Below are 17,431 nucleotides of genomic sequence, written 5' to 3'. Positions count from 1 at the left end.
CTGTGTGCTCCTGAAGAAGCGTCTTCGGCGCTTCGGTTGGCGACGCCCTCCGGGCGGCGATCCGTAAGGATAATGCCGAGCGGGGAGAAGGCAAGTCTTTGGGGCCGTCCCGGGGATTGACAGTGTGAAAGTGATTGGATTATTGGTCCAACCAATATGGTCATTGATGAGGAGCACGACTTCGCCCGGAGTGGGGCGCCCTTCCGTCCGGCGGTGCGGCGCAAGCTTTCCGAGCAGATTCTCGGCCAATTTCGGGAACTGCTGGAATCCGGACGGCTGGGCTCTGGCGATCGCCTGCCGCCCGAGCGCGAACTGGCCCGGATTTTCGGCGTGTCCCGCAATTCCGTGCGTGAGGCCATCCGCGCGCTGGAGGATCAGGGGTGGGTGGTCAGCCGCCGGGGCGACGGCACCTATGTTTCGGACCCCGGGTCGGTGACCTTCGAACCTCCGCTGGCTGGAGCCGTGCGTTCGCGGCGCAAGAGGCTGGCGGACATCCTGGCTTTCCGTCGCGCCCTGGAGCCTGAAGTGGCGGCCCTGGCCGCGCGCAACGCCACGGAGTCCGAGTTGCGGCGCTTGGCCGCCGTGCTGGCCGAGCAGGCGGAGAGCGTGGAGCACGGCCGCGACGACGCCGACCTGGACGCGGAGTTCCATCGTCTTCTGGCCAGAGCCGGGCGCAACGGCGTGTTCCTGAGCGTCTTCACCGCCGTGCAGGATGTGCTGGCCGAATGCCGCGCGGAATCCTTGCGCGGCCCGTCGCGTCGCGCGGTCTCGCTGGTCTCCCACCGTCGAATCCTCAAGGCCCTGGAAGGCCGGAATCCGGAGGAGGCGCGGACGGCCATGCGTGAGCACCTCGACGCGGTGGAGGAGAATTTGTTCAGCCTCCCGGACCTGCCGGACGTCGACCAACCTTAACCGAGTCTGGAGCATCGTCATGTTGCTGGCCTGGATCATCTACGCGGCCCTGGGCCTGGTGGCCGGCGTCCTCGCCGGTCTGCTGGGCGTGGGCGGCGGCATCGTCATCGTGCCCATGCTGAGCATCGCCTTCGAATTGCAGGGGCTGCCGTCCCACTATATCCAGCACATGGCCCTGGGCACCTCCCTGGGGACCATCATGTTCACCTCCATCTCCAGCTTCCGGGCCCACCACAAGCACGGCGCCGTGAACTGGAGCGTGGTCCGCCGCGTCACTCTGGGCATCCTGGTGGGAACCCTGGCGGGCTCCTGGCTGGCGGCACAACTCTCCACCCGGTTCCTCAAGGGTTTCTTCGCCGTGTTCCTGTTCTACGTGGCCACCCAGATGCTCCTCAACTTCAAGCCCAAGGCCAGCCGCCACTTGCCCGGCATGGCCGGGATGTCCGGCGTGGGCGGCGTCATCGGCGTGGTCTCCAGCCTCGTGGGCATCGGCGGGGGGACGCTCTCGGTGCCCTTCATGGTCTGGTGCAACATGACCATGCACAACGCCGTGGGCACCTCGGCGGCCATCGGCTTTCCCATCGCCGTGGCCGGGGCTGCGGGTTATCTGATCAACGGCCTCAAGGTTTCCGCCGACCTGCCGTCCATGAGCCTGGGCTTCCTTTACATTCCGGCCCTGGTGGGCATCGCCGCCACCAGCATCCTGACCGCCCCGCTGGGAGCCTCCATCGCCCACAAGCTGCCCGTGGCCAAGCTCAAACGGGCCTTCGCCGTTCTGCTCTACGTCATGGGCGCGCGCATGGTCTGGACCCTGTTCTGATCGTCGTCCCGCTTCCGCGTCGTCCCGCGTGGAAGCCGCTTCCCGGCCCGGGCCGTCCTTCGGTCCGGGCGTTTTTTCTTCGCCGCGGGAATGGACCCCGCTTTCGCTCATCCTTTCCTCTAATGGTGGGAGTGAGTTAGCTGCCGGAGTTGAAAAAACTCTTTATTTCAACGTGCGTTAGAATGAAAACCTGATTGACAAAACAATTCGGGTGAGCGAAGAAGCGAGTACGTCTTTCCAGCCTGGGAAGGCCCTTTCCGCATCCGTTCCGAGGAGGGAACCATGGGCATCGACACCACAGTGTTCGCCGGCAGGCCGACCAAGTGGGATGGTCTTCTGGACTGGCTCCAGATGCTCTCTGGGGCGGCGCTCATCCTGTTCATATGGGCGCACATGCTCCTGGTCGCGAGCGTCATCATCGGTCCCGGCGTGATGAACGCCATCGCGGGCTTCTTCGAGGCCACGGGGCTGGCGCAGGTGGGCGGCCCGCTCATCTTCCTGCTCTTCCTGGGGCATTTCCTCCTGGCCGCGCGCAAGGTGCCCTTCCGTTTCGACCGCCAGAAGACCTTCTGGTCCCACGCCACCATGCTGCACCACCAGGACACTTGGCTCTGGCTCGTGCAGGTGGTCACGGCCATGCTCCTCCTGCTCATGGGCACGATCCACATGTGGGTGGTGCTCACCGATTTGCCCATCACAGCGGCCAAGAGCGCGGAGGTTCTGCAGAAGCGCAGCGGCTGGCTGCTGTTCTACCTGCTGTTCGGTCCCCTGGTGCATGTGCATCTCGGCATCGGCCTGTACCGCATCGGGGTGAAGTGGGGGTTCGTGGGCCAGGAGGGGCGCGCCCGGTTCAAGCGCTTCGTGACCATCCTGGTGCTCGTCTGTGTGGGCCTCAGCCTGCTGACGTTGTTGCGGTTCTCGTTCCTGGCGATCTAGGAGGACACCATGCAGACAGTCTACACGGATGTGCTCGTCATCGGCGCCGGCCTGGCCGGTGAACGCGCCGCGCTGGAGTGCGCCGACGCGGGGTTGTCCACCATCTGCCTGTCCGTCGTCCCGGCCCGCCGTTCGCACTCTTCGGCGGCCCAGGGCGGCATGCAGGCGGCCTTGGGCAACTGCGCCATGGGCGCGGGCGATGGTCCGGACGTGCACTTCGCCGACACGGTCAAGGGCTCTGACTGGGGCTGCGACCAGGAGGTGGCGCGGCTTTTCGTGGACACCGCGCCCGTGGAAATGCGCCGGCTGGCCTTCTGGGGCGTGCCCTGGAACCGGGTCGTCCCCGGCAAGTCGAGCTATTTCAAGGGCGGCCAGAAGTACGAGAAGGAGGAGAAGGAGGAGAACAAGGGCCTGATCACGGCCCGCGCCTTCGGCGGCACGGCCAAGTGGCGCACCTGCTACGTCTCCGACGGCACCGGCCACTCCGTGCTCTTCACCATGGACAACCGCTGCGCCCAACTCGGCGTGGAGGTCCACGACAAGACCGAGGCCGTCTCGCTCATCCATGACGGCGAGACCTGTTTCGGCGCGGTGGCCCGCTGCCTGAAGACCGGCGAACTGCGCGTCTACCTGGCCAAGGCCACCATGATCGCCACCGGCGGCTTCGGCCGCATCTATCCGAACACCACCAACGCGGTCATCTGCGACGGCGGAGGCCACATCCTGGCCGTGAACACCGGGGCGGTGCCCATGGGCAACATGGAGGCCGTGCAGTTCCATCCCACCGGCATCGTGCCCACGGACATCCTGGTCACGGAGGGCTGCCGGGGCGACGGCGGCACGCTCCTGGACGTGAACCAGGAGCGCTTCATGCACATCTACGAGCCGGAGAAGGCCGAGTTGGCCTCGCGCGACGTGGTCTCCCGCTGGATGACCCACCACATCCGCCAGGGCAAGGGCGTGCCCTCGCCCTACGGCGAGCACCTCTGGCTGGACATCCGCCACCTGGGCGAGAAGCACATCACCGGCAAGCTCCGCGAGGTCTACGAGATCTGCACCTCGTTCCTGGGCATCAATCCCATCCACCAGCTCATTCCCGTGCGGCCCACCCATCACTACAGCATGGGCGGCGTGCGCACGAACAAGGACGGCGCGGCCTACGGCCTCAAGGGCCTGTTCAGCGCGGGCGAGGCCGCCTGCTGGGACATGCACGGCTTCAACCGCCTGGGCGGCAACTCCCTGGCCGAGACCGTGGTGGCCGGGGGCATCGTGGGCCGCAAGATGGCCGAGTACGCCCTGGGCGCGGAGGTCATCTTCAAGTCCACGGTCATCGACGGCGAGGCCAGGGCCCAGGAGGAGCGCATCCAGGCGCTCATCTCCGGCAAGAACGGCTCACAGAGCGTCTACAAGGTCCGCGCGGCCATGCAGGAGGCCCTGAACAAGGGCGCGAACATCTTCCGCAACGCCGCGGACCTGGAGGCCTGCGTGGCCACCTTGCAGGACGTGCTCGGCCGCGCCCGCGAGGTGGGCCTCAAGTCCTCCGGCCTGGGGGCCAGCCCCGAGCTGGCCGCCGCGCTGAAGATCGAGGGCCAGGTCAAGATGGCCCTGATGGTGGCGCATGGCGCGCTCCAGCGCACCGAGTCGCGCGGCAGCCACAACCGCGAGGACTTCCCGGCGCGCAACGACCGCGACTGGCTCGTGCGCACCCTGGCCACCTGGAAGAGCCCGGAGGACACGCTGCCGACGCTGGCCTACGAGCCCGCCACCCAGGTCTTCGAGATTCCGCCCGGAGACCGGGGCTACGGCAAAACCGACGTCATCAGCGCCGAGAGCAAGAAGGAGTAACCCATGGGCCGACTGCTCCAGTTCAACATCTTCCGTTACAACCCCCAGGATCCGGAGTCCGTGCCGCATACCGACACCTTCGTCCTGGAGGAGACGGATTCCATGACCCTGTTCATCGCGCTCAACCGCATCCGCGAGGAACAGGACTCCTCCCTGCAATTCGATTTCTGCTGCCGGGCAGGCATCTGCGGCTCTTGCGGCATGGTCATCAACGGCCGTCCCGGTCTGGCCTGCCACACCAAGACCAAGGATCTGGCCACGGACGTGACGCTTCTGCCGCTGCCCGTATTCCGCCTGGTGGGCGATCTCTCGGTGGACACCGGCTCCTGGTTCCGCGAGATGTACAACACCGTGGAATCCTGGATCCACACCAAGAAGACCTTTGATCCCTCGGCCCTGGAAGAGCGCATGGACAACGCCACGGCTGAGGGCATCTACGAGCTGGACCGCTGCGTGGAGTGCGGCTGCTGCGTGTCCGCCTGCGGCACGGCTCGCATGCGCCAGGACTTTCTCGGCGCTGTGGCGCTGAACCGCATCGCCCGCTTCGTCATCGACCCCCGCGACGAGCGCACTGATCAGGAGTACTACGACATCATCGGCAACGATCACGGCATATTCGGCTGCATGGGCCTGCTGGCCTGCGAGGACGTCTGCCCCAAGCACCTGCCCTTGCAGAACCAACTCGGCTTCCTGCGCCGGAAGATGGGCATCACCGCCCTGAAGAACATCTTCAGGAAGTAGCGGGACGTCACTGGAAAAAGGAGATCCCATGCGAGAGGTCAAGGCGTCGGACATCGCGGCGGCCGTGGCGCGGATGTGCGTGTCGGCCAACACCCGACTGCCCGAGGACGTGCGCCGAAAGCTTGAGGAGTGTCATTCCCGGGAAACGGGTGCGGCCAAGGAGATATTTCGGCAGTTGCTGGAGAACGCGGATCTGGCCCTGGAGACCAGACTCCCCCTGTGCCAGGACACCGGCCTTGCCGTGTTTTTCGTGGAGTTGGGCGAGGATGTGAAGATCATCGGGGGCGGCCTGAACGAGGCCATCGAGGAGGGCATGCGTCGGGGCTACCGCGAGGGCTACCTGCGCAAGTCCTCCTGCGATCCGTTGAGCCGCGAGAATACCGGCGACAACTCCCCGGCCGTGATCAACCTGGATCTGACGCCCGGCGACCATCTCAGAATCGCCTTCATGGCCAAGGGCGGCGGCGCGGAGAACATGAGCCGGATGACCTTCCTGGCCCCGGCCCAGGGTTGGGAAGGGATCAAGAAGTTCGTGATCCAGCGCGTGGCCGAGGCCGGACCCAATCCCTGCCCGCCGACCATCCTGGGCATCGGCATCGGCGGAAACTTCGAGCTGGCGCCCAAGCTGGCCAAGAAGGCGCTCTTGCGCAAGCTCGACGACGTGCATCCGGATTCGAAGATCGCGGAAATGGAGAAGGAGCTGCTGGCCGAGGTGAACAAGCTCGGCATCGGCCCCATGGGCCTGGGTGGCGAGACCACGGTGCTGGCCGTGAAGATCGCCGTGGCCCCCTGCCACATCGCCAGTCTGCCGCTGGCCGTGAATGTGCAGTGCCACTCGGCCCGTCACGAGGAGGTGGAACTGTGAGCACGACGCACAGGCTCCAGACGCCGCTGAACGACGAGGACATCCTGAAGCTTCGGGCCGGGGACGTGGTGCTCCTGTCCGGGGTGATCTATTCCGCGCGCGACGCGGCGCACAAGAAGATCATGGAGGCCCTGGACCGGGGCGAGGAGTCGCCGTTCCCCATCGAGGGCGCGGCCATCTACTACGTGGGCCCCTCTCCCGCGCCTCCGGGCCGCCCCATCGGTTCGGCCGGTCCCACCACCAGCTACCGCATGGACTCCTACGCTCCCAGGCTGCATGCCCTGGGCCTCAAAGCCACGATAGGCAAGGGCAAGCGCAGCGAAGAGGTCAAGCAGGCCCTGCGTGAGCATAGAGCCGTGTATCTGGGGGCCACGGGCGGCGCCGGCGCGCTGTTGTCTCAGCGCATCGAGGCCTCCAGGGTCATCGCCTACGAAGATCTCGGGCCGGAAGCGGTGCGGGCCATGAAAGTGAAGGACTTTCCCCTGCTTGTGGTCAATGACGCCTTCGGGGGCGAACTCTACGCCAAACCGAAGCTTGACAGCGCGGGGTAAGCGCGACATGAAGAGGGCGGCCCGCCGGTTGGGTCGCCCTTTTTTTACGACATGCCTTGGTCCAGGAGTCTTCGAGGTTTCCGATGAACGACCGTCCAGATTGCGCCGCCGAACAGGAATCCCAGTCTTCCGAACATCGCGTCTACGTCCCTTTCCCGGGAGCCGACGAGAAGTACGAGGACAAGTCCGACTGGCGCCTCTACAATCCCGCCAAGTACCACGATCCCGACTGGTCCCCGGACAAGGAATAGCCCCCCGTCCAGGGCTTCAGGCCGCGCGGACCTTGTTGCGTCCGTCGGCCTTGGCCGCATAGAGCGCCGAGTCGGAACGCCGGAACAGGCTGTCCGGCGTGTCGCCCGTATGCAGGGTCGCCACGCCGATGCTCACGGTCAGGCCTTGGAAGGGGCCCGGTTCGTCCTCCCCGGCCTGTTGAATCCGGGCGCGGATGCTCTCCGCCAGAGTCAGTGCCTGTTCTCGGCCGCAGCCGCGTAGCGCCGCCAGGTATTCTTCGCCGCCCCAGCGGCAGAGAAGGTCGGATTCGCGCACGCACTGGCGGGCGATCTCGGCCACATGGCGGATGACGGCGTCTCCGGCCAAGTGCCCATGTTGGTCGTTGATGTCCTTGAAGTCGTCGATATCCACCAGCAGCAGGGACAGGGGCGTGCCGTCGCGCCGGGCCTCCTTGAAAGCCTGCTCCAGGAGGATGTCGAAAGCCTGCCGGTTGGCCAGGCCCGTGAGCTTGTCCACGGTGGCCATTTCCTCCAGGCGGCTCTGATAGCGGTTGATGGTCAGGCTCACGGCCAGGATCACCAAGGCCGTGATCACGGCGCACAACCCCAGGTTGACGACGAGGACGCGGCGGATGTCGGCCAGGGCTTCGTCCTCCCATTTCTCCACCAACAGGTACCAGTTCAGCTCGGGGATGAATCGCGCGTTGACCAGGTATTCCCGGCCGTTCTTCGTGTACTGGAAGCTGCCGCGTTTTTCCTTGAGAACGGAATCGGCGATGGAGGAAAATCCTTCGATCTTGTGCAGGTCCGCGCCGGCAGGCGGGCCGCCCCGCGTGGAGAGCATGACCTTGCCGTCGGGAGCCACGAAGAGGATGCCCCGGTTGTAGCGCAGCTGATAGACGTCGATGAGACGGCGGACGGAGTGGACGGTCAGGCCCACGCCCGTGGCGCCGATGAAATGCCCCTCGTAGTCCGCCACGCGGTGGTTGACGAAGATGGTCAGGGCGTCCCGGTTGGCCATATCCACATCCACGTTGATTTCATAGGGTTCACGCAGGGTGCGAACGCGGAAGTACCATTCGTCGCGCCATTCCCCCTGGCGCACGTGTTTGAGAACGCCGTCCGCGTGGTAGTAGACGTGGCTCTGATCCGAGACGAAGAAGCTGGTGATGGTTCCGTAGCGGGCGCGGACCTCCGCCAGGTAGCGGGTCATTCGATCCACGTCCTTTTCCCCGGCCAGAACCCAGTCGCGTACGAAGGTGTCATGAGCCATCATGGAGGAGACGAAGACGGGACGGATGAGATCCTTCTGAATCTCGGAATAGATGTTGTCCGAGGTCAACGGCAGTTCCGCGCCGACGATGGCCTCGCGGATGGCGGTTCGCGCGGTCTGATAGTTGATCAGGCTGATTCCGGCGTATCCGAATCCCAGCAACAGGCAGATCAGAGTGATGAGCCGCCGTTTATTTTGCATCTGCACTCCAAAGCTTGGATCGTGGTGGTGCGAAACGGGTGGCAGTTTCACAGCAGCCCGTTGAAAACGCAATGATTTTCGACAGCCGCCAGGCGAGCTGTTTTTTCTGCTTCTTTTGAGCTTGACATTTAATTAAGAACAGTTATTGATATTATCACGTGAACGAGAAAAGCCGCTTCGCAAGGGGCGGCAAGGGAGAAAGCCATGAACGCCCTGAACGAATACCGCAATCTCGAGATCGACTGGAACATGACTCCTTGGGATGCCGTGACGCTCTACCTGGAGTGGGGCAACAACTGCTGGAACGGCGACAGCGGCGTCCGGCAACCCGTGCGCTCCAAGGAGGACTACAGCAACTATTTCGTGGTTTACACCTGGGACGAGGTGCCGCGTGTGATACTGGTCCGACGCAACTCGGAGGAGGCCCGTGAGTTGTTGAGCATGGACCTTCCCGAGGGGCTGAGGGAGCGTTTCCTGGACGACGTCGGGCACCTCAAGGGTGTGTTCCCGCCCAACGAGGAAGTGAAGACTTGGCTGAAGAACCAACTTTCCAATTGATCCCTCCACTCCATCCACTCTCCTCGCGCGGGGGGCCGGTCGACCGGCCCCCCGTTCTCATTTCGCGAAGAGGGCCGGGAACCGTCCGTCGCATACGGTTCCCGGCGGGGGGAGGAGGCCATGTCCGCTGCCCGCGGGCGCATGGCGGGGAAACGCAGGCGAACGCCCGGAGGCTTCTACTTCTTCGCCTGGCGTTTCTTGACGCACTTGTTCACATAATCCGCCTTTTTGTCCTCGGGGATGTGTTTCTTGGCGGCCAGTTTCTCACAGGCGGCCGTGGGGTCGGCCTTCTTGGTGGCGGCGAAGGCCGGGGCGGCGCAGAGCAGGCTCAAGATCATGGCGAACACGATGGTCTTCTTCATGTTTTCGGACTCCTTCGCGCGGCGGGTGCGCGCATGTTTTCAACGCTTCTACTGCACACATATTGCAAGCGCCTTGCGCCAGGATTACACCTGGGTAAGTTCCCGTGCGCCGGATTGACGCCGTTGTTCGGCATGCTAGGTTTCGTCCGGGCGTCCGGCCCATGGAGGTTTGTCATGGAGTTGTTGCTCGTCGAGGACGACGCCAAGATCGCGGAATTCATCATCGCGGGCATGCGTGAGAGCGGATATGAGGTGGAGCACGCGACCACCGGGCCGGAGGGGCTGCGCCTGGCCAAGGCGAAAAATCATGACGCGGCCGTGATCGACATCATGCTGCCGGGCATGGACGGACTGCGGCTCATTGAGGAAATGCGGGCCGTTGGCCGCGAGACGCCGGTCATCATCCTTTCGGCCAAGCGTACCGTGGATGACCGTGTGCGGGGACTGCGCGCGGGGGGCGACGACTACCTGCCCAAGCCGTTCGCCTTCGCCGAGTTGCTGGCCCGGGTGCAAGCCCTGGTCCGTCGCTCCTCCCGTTCCAGCGCGGAGCCGGTGGAGATGTGTGTGGGCGAACTGCGCATGAATCGCCTGAGCCGCGAAGTGACCCGGGCCGGGACGCCCATCGTGCTGCAACCCCGGGAGTTCGCCTTGCTCGAATATCTCATGCGTCACAGCGGGGCGGTGCTCTCCAAGAGCATGATTCTGGAAAGCGTCTGGGACTATGACTTCGACCCCCAAACCAACGTGGTGGACGTCCTGATCTGCCGTCTGCGTTCCAAGCTGGACAAGGATTACGAGCACAAGATGCTGCACACCCTGCGGGGCGTGGGGTATGTCCTCAAGCCGTGAGGCGCGCTGGCGCTCCACGAGCCTTCGGCTGACCGCCTGGTACGCCGCGGTCTTCTTTTTCAGCTCCGTTCTGCTGTTCGGCCTGACCTTCTCCTTTCTTTCCGCCACGGTGCGGGAGCAGGAACGCCGCATCGTCAGCGGAAAGATCATGGATTATGCGGCCATCGCCCAGAACCAGGGTCTGGACGTGCTGTTGTACGTGATCCGCCAGGAGGCCGAATACGAGGTCTCCACGGACTTCTTTCTGCGCCTGCTCGATTCCCAGGGAAACGTCCTGGCCCAGGCCGCGCCGCTGTGGTGGGAGGACGTGCCCCCGGACATCGCCTCGGTGAACCTGGACGAGAGCGTGCATTGGTTTTCCTGGCGCTCCGACGAGCTGGAGAGCGAACTCGTGCTCGGCGCGCGGCGCATCGCCGGCGGGGCAGTGCTTCTGGTGGGCCGGGACCGTTCCGACACCGAGGAACTGCTGGGCACCTTCCAAACGGTCTTTTTGAGCATCATCCTCTTCACCGGCATCCTCGGCGTCATCGGGGGCACGCTCTTGGCCCGGCGTACCCTGCGCCCCGTCAGCGATCTCATTCGGACGCTCACGGCCATCGAGAAGGGCAAGCTGGATGCGCGGGTTCCCATGCGCGGCGGCGGCGACGAGCTGGACGGCCTGGTGCGGTTGTTCAACGCCATGCTCGACCGCATCCGCACACTGGTCACGGGCATGCGCGAGACCCTGGACAACGCGGCCCACGATCTGCGCACGCCCATCACCCGCATGCGCATGGGCATCGAGGCCGCCCTGCGTGACCGGGACGGCGGCAAGGGCGACAGGGAGGCTCTGGCGGACTGCGCCGAGGAGTGCGAACGGATCGCGACCATGCTGGACACGCTCATGGACATCTCCGAGGCGGAAACCGGCGTCATGCAGCTCACGTTGCGCGAGGTGGACCTGACGGCCCTGGTCGCCGAGGTGGCCGAGACCTACGGCTACATCGCCGAGGAGAAGGGGGTGGCCCTGAGCGCCCGGCTGCCGGAGCCGGTGAGCGTCACCGCCGACGCCGGACGCATCCGCCAGGCCTTGGCCAATCTGCTGGACAACGCCGTGAAATACACGCCGCCGGGCGGAAACGTCGAGATTTCCCTGGAGGGATTCACCGACCGGGCCGTAATCCGGGTGCGCGACGACGGTCCCGGCATCGCTTCGGCGGATCAGCCGCGCATCTTCGACCGCCTGTTCCGTTGCGACAAGAGCCGCTCCGTGCGCGGCCTGGGCCTGGGCCTGTCCCTGGTGCGGGCGGTGCTCACGGCCCACGGGGGAAGGGTGGAGGTGGAAAGCGCTCCCGAGCGGGGAACGATCTTCGTCGTGACCCTGCCTCTGGCCTCCCCGGCCCGGCTCGGGCCACCGCCGAAATCGCGCCGCGGGTGAGGACTTCGCCCTTGCCAGGGGCGGCCATTCGCGCTAGCAATTTCCGCTTACCCGGAGGAAATCCATGCCACAGTTCGCCACCCGCCTGGACGGGGTGCAGCCGTCTTTTATCCGTGAGATTCTCAAGGTCACCGCGAATCCCGAGATCATCTCCTTTGCCGGAGGGCTGCCCAATCCGGCCCTGTTCCCCGTTGAGGAGATGGCCGAAGTCGCCGCCGCGGTGCTCCGCGACCAGGGACGCTCCGCCCTGCAATACTCCACCACCGAGGGCGACCCCGAACTGCGGGCCCGCATCGCCGAACGCTACAAGGCTAAGAAGGGCCTGGACGTGGCCCCCGACGACATCCTCATCACCACGGGCTCACAGCAGTGCCTGGATCTGGTGGGCAAGGTGCTCATCGACCGGGGGTCGCCCATCATCCTGGAACGTCCGGGCTATCTCGGGGCCATTCAGGCCTTTTCCTTCTTCGGCCCAGTCTACCGCACCGTGGAGATGACCGACGACGGCCCGGACCTGGACGGGCTGGCCAGGGCCCTGCGAGGTGAAAAGCCGCGATTCTTCTACGCGGTGCCCAACTTCCAGAATCCCTCCGGCGTGACCTACAGCGCCGAGAAACGTCGCGCCGTGGCCGACCTTCTGCGCGAGAACAGGGTGACCCTGGTGGAGGACGACCCCTACGGAGAATTGCGTTTCCTGGGTCAGGACCAGCAGCCCGTGTCCGCGCTGATGCGCGACGGCGCTCTGCTCCTGGGCACCTTCTCCAAGATCGCGGCCCCGGGATTCCGCATCGGCTGGGTGGTGGCTCCCAAGCGCTACCGCGAAAAGCTCGTCATCGCCAAGCAGGCCGCGGATCTGCATACGAGCACCCTGGTGCAGCGGATTCTCGTGCGCTACCTGCGCGACTACGACATCGACGCGCACATCGCGCGCATCCGCAAGTGTTACGGCGAACAACGCCAGGTCATGGTCGAGGCCATCGAGCGGCACTTCCCGGAGGAGGTGCGCTGCACCCGGCCCGAGGGCGGCATGTTCCTCTGGGCCGCCTTGCCCGAGGGCTGCGTCTCCATGGAGCTTTTCGAGCGGGCCATTGCGCGGAAGGTCGCCTTCGTGCCGGGCCGGCCGTTCTATGTGGACGGGACGGGCGAGAACACCTTGCGCCTGAACTATTCCAATTCCGACGCCGAGCACATCGAGGAGGGCATCCGCCGCCTGGGCGAGAGCCTCAAGGAGTACCTGACTCCCCCTTGCCGTGCGGCCGCGGTCGGCGCCTGAGTCCGGCGCGTCGGGGGACCAACGCATGAAGATGACCGACCTGGCGACCCGGGAGGAGTGGGCCGCGCTGGAACGGGAGTTTCATGAGCGCTTCGGCATGAATCCCCGGGTCTATGACGAAACCGGGGCCGGAATCACCGACGAGCGGCTCTGGAGCAACCCCCTTTGTCCGGCGCTACGGGCCACGCCCGGCGGCGTGGGAGCGGTATGCTCGGTGGCCAACGCCGCCCTGACGGCCCAGGCCGCCCGCGAGGGGCGAACCGTGATCGACGCCTGCGACGCCGGACTCGTGGTCATCACCGTGCCCGTGATCGTGGACGGCGCGTTGATCGGCATCGTGGGCGGCTGCGGCCGCCTGCCCGCGGACGGCGAGGTGGAGTCCTTTCTCGTGTCCAAGGCTTCCGGCCTCGGCGAGGACGAGGTGGAGGGACTGGCGACCCGGGTGCCGGTCATGTCCCGGGCCGACGTGGAGGCCGCCGCCGCGTTCCTGGAAGGGAAGGTGGCCGACATCCTGGCGCGCGCGGGCGCGGCGGTTTGACGAAAACTCCCGCGCCGCGCTGTACCGGCGAATGCGCCCGCGCGGCCGGGATTCCGGACCGCGGTTGACAGCGTGCGGAAAAGGGGCTCTATCTTCGGAGGGAACAAGCCGAAGGGAGGGCTTTTCGTGAAGTACCTGCTGGTCGACGACGACGAGAGCATTCATCTCTATCTCAAGGATATCCTGGAGCCGTTCGCCGCGACGGATTCGGCGTTGGACGGGGCCAGGGCCATCGAGCTGTTCGAACATTCCCTGGCGCCTGGTGGGGAGCCTTACGACACCGTCTTTCTGGACATCCTCATGCCCGGCATGGATGGGCACGCCGTGGCCGCGCGTCTGCGGGAACTGGAGCGCGGGCGCGAAAACGGCGGAGAGTTCAAGCTGGTCATGATCACGGCCCTGTCCGACACCCGCAACTTGAGCAAGGCCTTCTTCAAGGGCTTCGCCTCCTGCTACATCGTCAAGCCCTTCGAACGCGAGGCGGTCCTGAACGAGTTGCGGGTCAACAAGATCATCCCCTGAGCATTCGTCCTCTTCCGGTGCGCGACGGGTCGCGCCGGAAGGATGCCGAGGAGGTTCCCGTGGGCCCCGCGCGTCTCGCCTCGATTCTGCTGATTCTGTTGTTTTTGTCCGGTTGCGGGCTGTTCTCCGGCGGTTCCGGGGGGGCCACGCGACACCTGGACCTGGATGGTGAGGGCGTCCCGGCCACCGCGCTCCTGCCCGGCGAAACCCTGCTTCTGGAGATGCGCCACCCCGGAGACGGGGGCTACCAGTTCAGCGGCGCGAGCTTCGACCCGGCCGTCCTCCGGCTGGACAAGTTCTGGACCGAGCCGCCGAGCGACCCGAAGCCCGGAGACTTCGGCCGGGCCTATTTCGTCTTCACCGCGCTCAAGGAGGGCTCCACCACAGTGGAGATCCGCATCCGTCGCCCTTGGGAGAAGAACAGCGCGCCGGAGATCTATCGCTCGGTGTCCGTTTCGGCGGGAGCGGCCGAATCTCCGGCCGCCGAGCCCTCGGCCGCCAAGTCGAATTCCTGAGCGATCTTGATCAGGCCGAATTCCGTCAGTTCACACGGGCCCATGACCGCCCGCGCCAGCGTCAGCGGGCTGATGTAGCCCGCAGTCCAGTCGAACCGCAGGACAAGGGCGTCTCCGTCCTCCCGAACCTCGGCCAGCAGCGGCCGAAGGTCGAAGGGCTTCAGGCCCCGTTTGGTCTTGCGCTCCACCAGGAATTCCTTCTTGCCCAGGAACTCCCGCCAGCGGGTGGCGCGTTCCGCCCGGACGGCCGCGTCGCCGCGCAGAACCAAACGGTAGGTTTCGTTGGCCGCCCGCATGGCCTTCTTTTTTCCCGGAGCCAGATGTTCCACCGAGGTCAGGGCCAATCCGTCGGGCATGTTCGGCCCCAGGGCCCCGGCCACGGCCTCGGCCGGAATATCCTCGCGCAGGCCCAGTACGAGCCATTCGCAGTGGCTCTCCACACCCACGGGCAGGGCCATGCCGAAGGACAGCCGGGGCAGGGGGTGGAATCCGGCGCTGAAGGACAGCGGCAGACGGGCGCGGCGCAGGGCCCGCTCGAACACGCTTTGCAGCTCAAGCTGGCTCAGCGCGGCGGCCGGGCCGGTCTTCTCGTACCAGATCCGGTAGCGCGCGGCCTGGGCGTGCAGGTCCGGCTTGTCCCCGGCCGGAGGCGGCAGAGGCGCGTCGGTCTGGTCCCGTTGGGCCAGAAGCACGCGGGGTCGGATGTCCTTGCCCGGCGACTGGGCGCTCAGGCGTGAGACGCGGCCGTCCAGGTTGCAGACACCGCAACCCGAGCAGCCCTCATAGCGGCAGTCCTCGGTGGTGCGGGCTTCCAGGGCGCGTTTGCGTTCGCGCAGCAGAAAGGCCCGGGACACGCCGCAGTCCAGATGATCCCAGGGCAGAGGCGCGTTCACGTCGCGTTCGGCCAGATAGTCCTCGGGCTTCAGGCCGTTGTCCCGCATGGCCTCCAGATACGGCTCCAGGTCGAGGTGGTCCTTCCAGCTGGAGAACAGGGCTCCGGCGCGGTAGGCCTCTTCGAGCACCGGGCCCAGGGCGCGGTCCCCGCGCGAGAAGATGCCTTCCAGGAAGCTCATCCTCGGCTCGTGGAACTTGAGCATGAGCCGCTTGTGGCGGCGCATGAGGTCGCGCAGCAGATTCACGCGCGCGCGGATCTCCTCCGGCCCGATCTGGCGCTCCCACTGGAACGGGGTGTGCGACTTGGGCACGAAGGGCGAGACCGCGGCCGTGACCTGCAGACGCTTGATCTGCCAGCCTGCGGCGTCGCGCACCTTGCGGCAGAGGTCCACGATGGCCTCCATATCCTCGGGTGTCTCCGTGGGCAGGCCGATCATGAAATAGAGCTTCACGTGCTGCCAGCCGTGCTCGAAGAGATGGCGCACGTGGTCCAGAAGCTGTTCCTCGGTGATGCCCTTGTTGATCACGTCGCGCAGGCGCTGGCTTCCGGCCTCCGGGGCCAGGGTCGCGCCGGTGCGCCGGATGCTGGCGATGCGTTCCATGATGGCCGGGGACACCGAACCCACGCGCAGCGAGGGCAGGGAGATGGCCACCTGCTCGGCGGCGCAGCGGTCGAAGGTCCGGGCGAAGAGGGTGTCCAGGGCCGAGAAATCGCCCGTGGACAGGGAGAGGAAGGAAACCTCCTCGTAGCCCGTGGCCGCCAGGGCATCGCCGAGCAGGGATTCGATGCGTTCCAGGCTGCGTTCGCGCACCGGGCGGTAGATGACGCCCGCCTGGCAGAAGCGGCAGCCGCGGGTGCAGCCCCGGGCGATCTCCAGGGTCAGGCGGTCATGCACGGCCTGGCCGAAGGCCACGGGCGAGAGGGTGGGGAAGGGCGTCCGGTCCAAGTCCTCCACCAGGGCCTTTTCCACGTGTTGGTAGCCCGGAACCAGGGGCAGGAGCGGTTCGCCCGGTCCCTGGGGGGCGAAGAAGGAAGGCACGTAGAGGCCTGGGATGTCCTTGAGCCGCAGAAGCAGGCCGCGCCGGTCCAGCCCCTCGTCGCGGGCGCGGGCCACTTCCTCCAGGATGCGCGGCAGGGCTTCCTCGCCGTCGCCCAGGAGCATGCAGTCCAGGAAGTCGGCCAGGGGTTCGGCGTTGAAGCAGGCTCCGCCTCCGGCCAGGACCAGGGGATGCTCCGGGCCGCGCTCGGAGGCGCGGGCGGGGATGCCCGCCAGGTCGAGCATGTACAGGACATTCGTGTAGCAGAGTTCGTGGGTCAGACTGAAGGCCAGCACGTCCATCTCCGCCAGGGGCGTGTCCGACTCCAGGGTGCACAGGGGCGCGTTGTGTTCACGCAGGACTCGGGCCGCGTCGTCGCAGGGGGCGTAGACCCGCTCGGCCAGGAATTCCGGCCGGCGGTCCACGCAGTGCAGGAGAATGCGCTGTCCCAGGTAGGACATGCCCACGTCGTAGAGATCGGGAAAGGCGAGGGCCACGCGCGCCCGGATTTTGGCCGGATCCTTGGTGGTCACGCCCCATTCGCGCCCGGCGTAGCGGCTGGGCTTGGGCAGAAGCGGAAGCAGTTCCCGCATGATCGGGGTATCCTCCGATGAAAAACGAAAAAAGGGAGTGGTTCCCAGCGAAACCACCCCCTGCGTGTACCGTTTCGCGTCCCGGACGGGAAGCTACTTTTTCAGCAGGCTGGAGATGTCCCCGCCCGCACCGCCCATCATGCCCTGGAGGTTCCGCAGGTCGCCGGGGGTGGACAGGGTCAGGTTGGTGGAGGCCTCCATGTACTTGGTCTTGAGTTCCTCAGGGAACTTCTTGTATTCGTACAGCACGTGGCGGGTGTCGATCACGCCGGTCATGTCGGTCTCGAAGGGATAGCCGAAGGGCAGAAGGACCATCTGCACGCCCTGCTGGGTGGGAATGGTCTGAAGCTGCGCCGGATCCTCGATCTTGCTGCCGTCCTGGCTCCACTTGCCGAGGACCAGGTCGCCGGTGATGAGTTTCACCAGCCGGATGTCGTAGGCCATGCTCGTCTCCTTGGGTTGGAATGAAGCCCCCTGTAAGTAGGGACTCGGTTCCGG

At 65.8% G+C, this 17,431-nt stretch carries 19 protein-coding genes; 15 read left to right on the top strand and 4 right to left on the bottom strand.

What is annotated here, in order from left to right; all coding sequences use genetic code 11:
* The first annotated feature begins 156 nt into the window (after positions 1-156).
* The 8 genes from H587_RS0111275 (at position 157) to H587_RS20850 (ending at position 6,921) form a co-directional block, all read left to right on the top strand.
* A complete protein-coding gene (locus H587_RS0111275) occupies positions 157-912 on the top strand; it encodes a FadR/GntR family transcriptional regulator (protein ID WP_051202708.1) in 756 nt (251 codons plus the stop codon).
* A gap of 19 nt (positions 913-931) precedes the next feature.
* The gene (locus tag H587_RS0111270; protein WP_027176363.1) at positions 932-1,732 is read left to right on the top strand and encodes a sulfite exporter TauE/SafE family protein; all 801 of its coding nucleotides are present in this window, start codon (positions 932-934) and stop codon (positions 1,730-1,732) included.
* 282 nt (positions 1,733-2,014) lie between these two features.
* Positions 2,015-2,668: a succinate dehydrogenase/fumarate reductase transmembrane subunit gene (locus tag H587_RS0111265; protein ID WP_027176362.1), complete on the top strand. Its 654-nt coding sequence runs from the start codon at positions 2,015-2,017 to the stop codon at positions 2,666-2,668.
* Positions 2,669-2,677: 9 nt separating this feature from the next.
* A complete protein-coding gene (locus H587_RS0111260) occupies positions 2,678-4,513 on the top strand; it encodes a fumarate reductase flavoprotein subunit (protein ID WP_027176361.1) in 1,836 nt (611 codons plus the stop codon).
* 3 nt (positions 4,514-4,516) lie between these two features.
* A complete protein-coding gene (locus H587_RS0111255; protein ID WP_027176360.1) occupies positions 4,517-5,254 on the top strand; it encodes a fumarate reductase iron-sulfur subunit in 738 nt (245 codons plus the stop codon).
* Positions 5,255-5,282: 28 nt separating this feature from the next.
* The gene (locus tag H587_RS0111250; protein ID WP_027176359.1) at positions 5,283-6,119 is read left to right on the top strand and encodes a fumarate hydratase; all 837 of its coding nucleotides are present in this window, start codon (positions 5,283-5,285) and stop codon (positions 6,117-6,119) included.
* Positions 6,116-6,670: a Fe-S-containing hydro-lyase gene (locus H587_RS0111245; protein ID WP_027176358.1), complete on the top strand. Its 555-nt coding sequence runs from the start codon at positions 6,116-6,118 to the stop codon at positions 6,668-6,670. The genes H587_RS0111250 and H587_RS0111245 overlap by 4 nt, the downstream gene beginning before the upstream one ends.
* Before the next feature lie 83 nt (positions 6,671-6,753).
* A complete protein-coding gene (locus tag H587_RS20850; RefSeq protein WP_027176357.1) occupies positions 6,754-6,921 on the top strand; it encodes a hypothetical protein in 168 nt (55 codons plus the stop codon).
* A 16-nt stretch (positions 6,922-6,937) separates the two neighbouring features.
* Here the strand turns inward: H587_RS20850 and H587_RS0111235 are convergent, their stop codons facing one another.
* The gene (locus tag H587_RS0111235) at positions 6,938-8,374 is read right to left on the bottom strand and encodes a sensor domain-containing diguanylate cyclase (protein WP_034609260.1); all 1,437 of its coding nucleotides are present in this window, start codon (positions 8,372-8,374) and stop codon (positions 6,938-6,940) included.
* Positions 8,375-8,578: 204 nt separating this feature from the next.
* Here H587_RS0111235 and H587_RS0111230 point away from each other — a divergent pair, with 204 nt between their 5' ends.
* Positions 8,579-8,932 carry a DVU0772 family protein gene (locus H587_RS0111230; protein ID WP_027176355.1) on the top strand — a complete coding sequence of 118 codons (354 nt, stop codon included), beginning with the start codon at positions 8,579-8,581 and terminating at the stop codon, positions 8,930-8,932.
* A gap of 176 nt (positions 8,933-9,108) precedes the next feature.
* Here H587_RS0111230 and H587_RS0111225 read toward each other — a convergent pair whose 3' ends face one another.
* Complete coding sequence (locus H587_RS0111225) at positions 9,109-9,294, bottom strand: hypothetical protein (RefSeq protein WP_027176354.1); 186 nt, start codon at positions 9,292-9,294, stop codon at positions 9,109-9,111.
* 174 nt (positions 9,295-9,468) lie between these two features.
* Between H587_RS0111225 and H587_RS0111220 the strand changes: the two genes are divergently transcribed.
* The 6 genes from H587_RS0111220 to H587_RS0111195 all read left to right on the top strand — a co-directional run bounded on the left by H587_RS0111220 (position 9,469) and on the right by H587_RS0111195 (position 14,408).
* Positions 9,469-10,143 carry a winged helix-turn-helix domain-containing protein gene (locus H587_RS0111220; RefSeq protein WP_027176353.1) on the top strand — a complete coding sequence of 225 codons (675 nt, stop codon included), beginning with the start codon at positions 9,469-9,471 and terminating at the stop codon, positions 10,141-10,143.
* Entirely contained in the window at positions 10,127-11,560 is a 1,434-nt protein-coding gene (locus H587_RS0111215; protein WP_027176352.1) for a HAMP domain-containing sensor histidine kinase, read from the top strand. Before H587_RS0111220 ends, H587_RS0111215 begins: the two co-directional genes overlap by 17 nt.
* Positions 11,561-11,624: 64 nt before the next feature.
* Positions 11,625-12,833 (top strand): aminotransferase-like domain-containing protein, encoded by a 1,209-nt coding sequence (locus H587_RS0111210; RefSeq protein WP_027176351.1) that lies wholly within the window; start codon positions 11,625-11,627, stop codon positions 12,831-12,833.
* A 25-nt stretch (positions 12,834-12,858) separates the two neighbouring features.
* Positions 12,859-13,371 carry a PocR ligand-binding domain-containing protein gene (locus H587_RS0111205; RefSeq protein ID WP_027176350.1) on the top strand — a complete coding sequence of 171 codons (513 nt, stop codon included), beginning with the start codon at positions 12,859-12,861 and terminating at the stop codon, positions 13,369-13,371.
* Positions 13,372-13,497: 126 nt separating this feature from the next.
* On the top strand, positions 13,498-13,893 hold the full coding sequence (locus H587_RS0111200) for a response regulator (protein ID WP_027176349.1): 396 nt from the start codon (positions 13,498-13,500) through the stop codon (positions 13,891-13,893).
* 59 nt (positions 13,894-13,952) lie between these two features.
* A complete protein-coding gene (locus H587_RS0111195; protein WP_027176348.1) occupies positions 13,953-14,408 on the top strand; it encodes a protease inhibitor I42 family protein in 456 nt (151 codons plus the stop codon).
* On the opposite strand, the gene H587_RS18320 is transcribed toward H587_RS0111195, so the two are convergent.
* Positions 14,330-16,933, bottom strand: a complete 2,604-nt coding sequence (locus H587_RS18320) for a TIGR03960 family B12-binding radical SAM protein (RefSeq protein WP_051202704.1) — start codon at positions 16,931-16,933, stop codon at positions 14,330-14,332. The two genes, H587_RS0111195 and H587_RS18320, sit on opposite strands and share 79 nt — an antisense overlap.
* Before the next feature lie 93 nt (positions 16,934-17,026).
* Positions 17,027-17,377: a hypothetical protein gene (locus H587_RS0111185; protein WP_027176347.1), complete on the bottom strand. Its 351-nt coding sequence runs from the start codon at positions 17,375-17,377 to the stop codon at positions 17,027-17,029.
* Between the last annotated feature and the right edge of the window lie 54 nt (positions 17,378-17,431).

Origin of the sequence: Desulfovibrio aminophilus DSM 12254 (assembly GCF_000422565.1) — a bacterium.
In the GTDB taxonomy this organism is placed as follows: domain Bacteria; phylum Desulfobacterota; class Desulfovibrionia; order Desulfovibrionales; family Desulfovibrionaceae; genus Aminidesulfovibrio; species Aminidesulfovibrio aminophilus.
The sequence above is the reverse complement of the archived record's forward strand: the minus strand, read 5'-3'. Positions and strand labels throughout refer to the sequence as shown.

Bases quoted from the DNA above. Each gene is read 5' to 3' on its own strand.
- H587_RS0111275 (WP_051202708.1), top strand. From the start codon at position 157: ATGGTCATTGATGAGGAGCACGACTTCGCCCGGAGTGGGGCGCCCTTC.
- H587_RS0111270 (WP_027176363.1), top strand. From the start codon at position 932: ATGTTGCTGGCCTGGATCATCTACGCGGCCCTGGGCCTGGTGGCCGGC.
- H587_RS0111265 (WP_027176362.1), top strand. From the start codon at position 2,015: ATGGGCATCGACACCACAGTGTTCGCCGGCAGGCCGACCAAGTGGGAT.
- H587_RS0111260 (WP_027176361.1), top strand. From the start codon at position 2,678: ATGCAGACAGTCTACACGGATGTGCTCGTCATCGGCGCCGGCCTGGCC.
- H587_RS0111255 (WP_027176360.1), top strand. From the start codon at position 4,517: ATGGGCCGACTGCTCCAGTTCAACATCTTCCGTTACAACCCCCAGGAT.
- H587_RS0111250 (WP_027176359.1), top strand. From the start codon at position 5,283: ATGCGAGAGGTCAAGGCGTCGGACATCGCGGCGGCCGTGGCGCGGATG.
- H587_RS20850 (WP_027176357.1), top strand. From the start codon at position 6,754: ATGAACGACCGTCCAGATTGCGCCGCCGAACAGGAATCCCAGTCTTCC.
- H587_RS0111235 (WP_034609260.1), bottom strand. From the start codon at position 8,374: ATGCAAAATAAACGGCGGCTCATCACTCTGATCTGCCTGTTGCTGGGA.
- H587_RS0111230 (WP_027176355.1), top strand. From the start codon at position 8,579: ATGAACGCCCTGAACGAATACCGCAATCTCGAGATCGACTGGAACATG.
- H587_RS0111225 (WP_027176354.1), bottom strand. From the start codon at position 9,294: ATGAAGAAGACCATCGTGTTCGCCATGATCTTGAGCCTGCTCTGCGCC.
- H587_RS0111220 (WP_027176353.1), top strand. From the start codon at position 9,469: ATGGAGTTGTTGCTCGTCGAGGACGACGCCAAGATCGCGGAATTCATC.
- H587_RS0111215 (WP_027176352.1), top strand. From the start codon at position 10,127: ATGTCCTCAAGCCGTGAGGCGCGCTGGCGCTCCACGAGCCTTCGGCTG.
- H587_RS0111210 (WP_027176351.1), top strand. From the start codon at position 11,625: ATGCCACAGTTCGCCACCCGCCTGGACGGGGTGCAGCCGTCTTTTATC.
- H587_RS0111205 (WP_027176350.1), top strand. From the start codon at position 12,859: ATGAAGATGACCGACCTGGCGACCCGGGAGGAGTGGGCCGCGCTGGAA.
- H587_RS18320 (WP_051202704.1), bottom strand. From the start codon at position 16,933: ATGCGGGAACTGCTTCCGCTTCTGCCCAAGCCCAGCCGCTACGCCGGG.
- H587_RS0111185 (WP_027176347.1), bottom strand. From the start codon at position 17,377: ATGGCCTACGACATCCGGCTGGTGAAACTCATCACCGGCGACCTGGTC.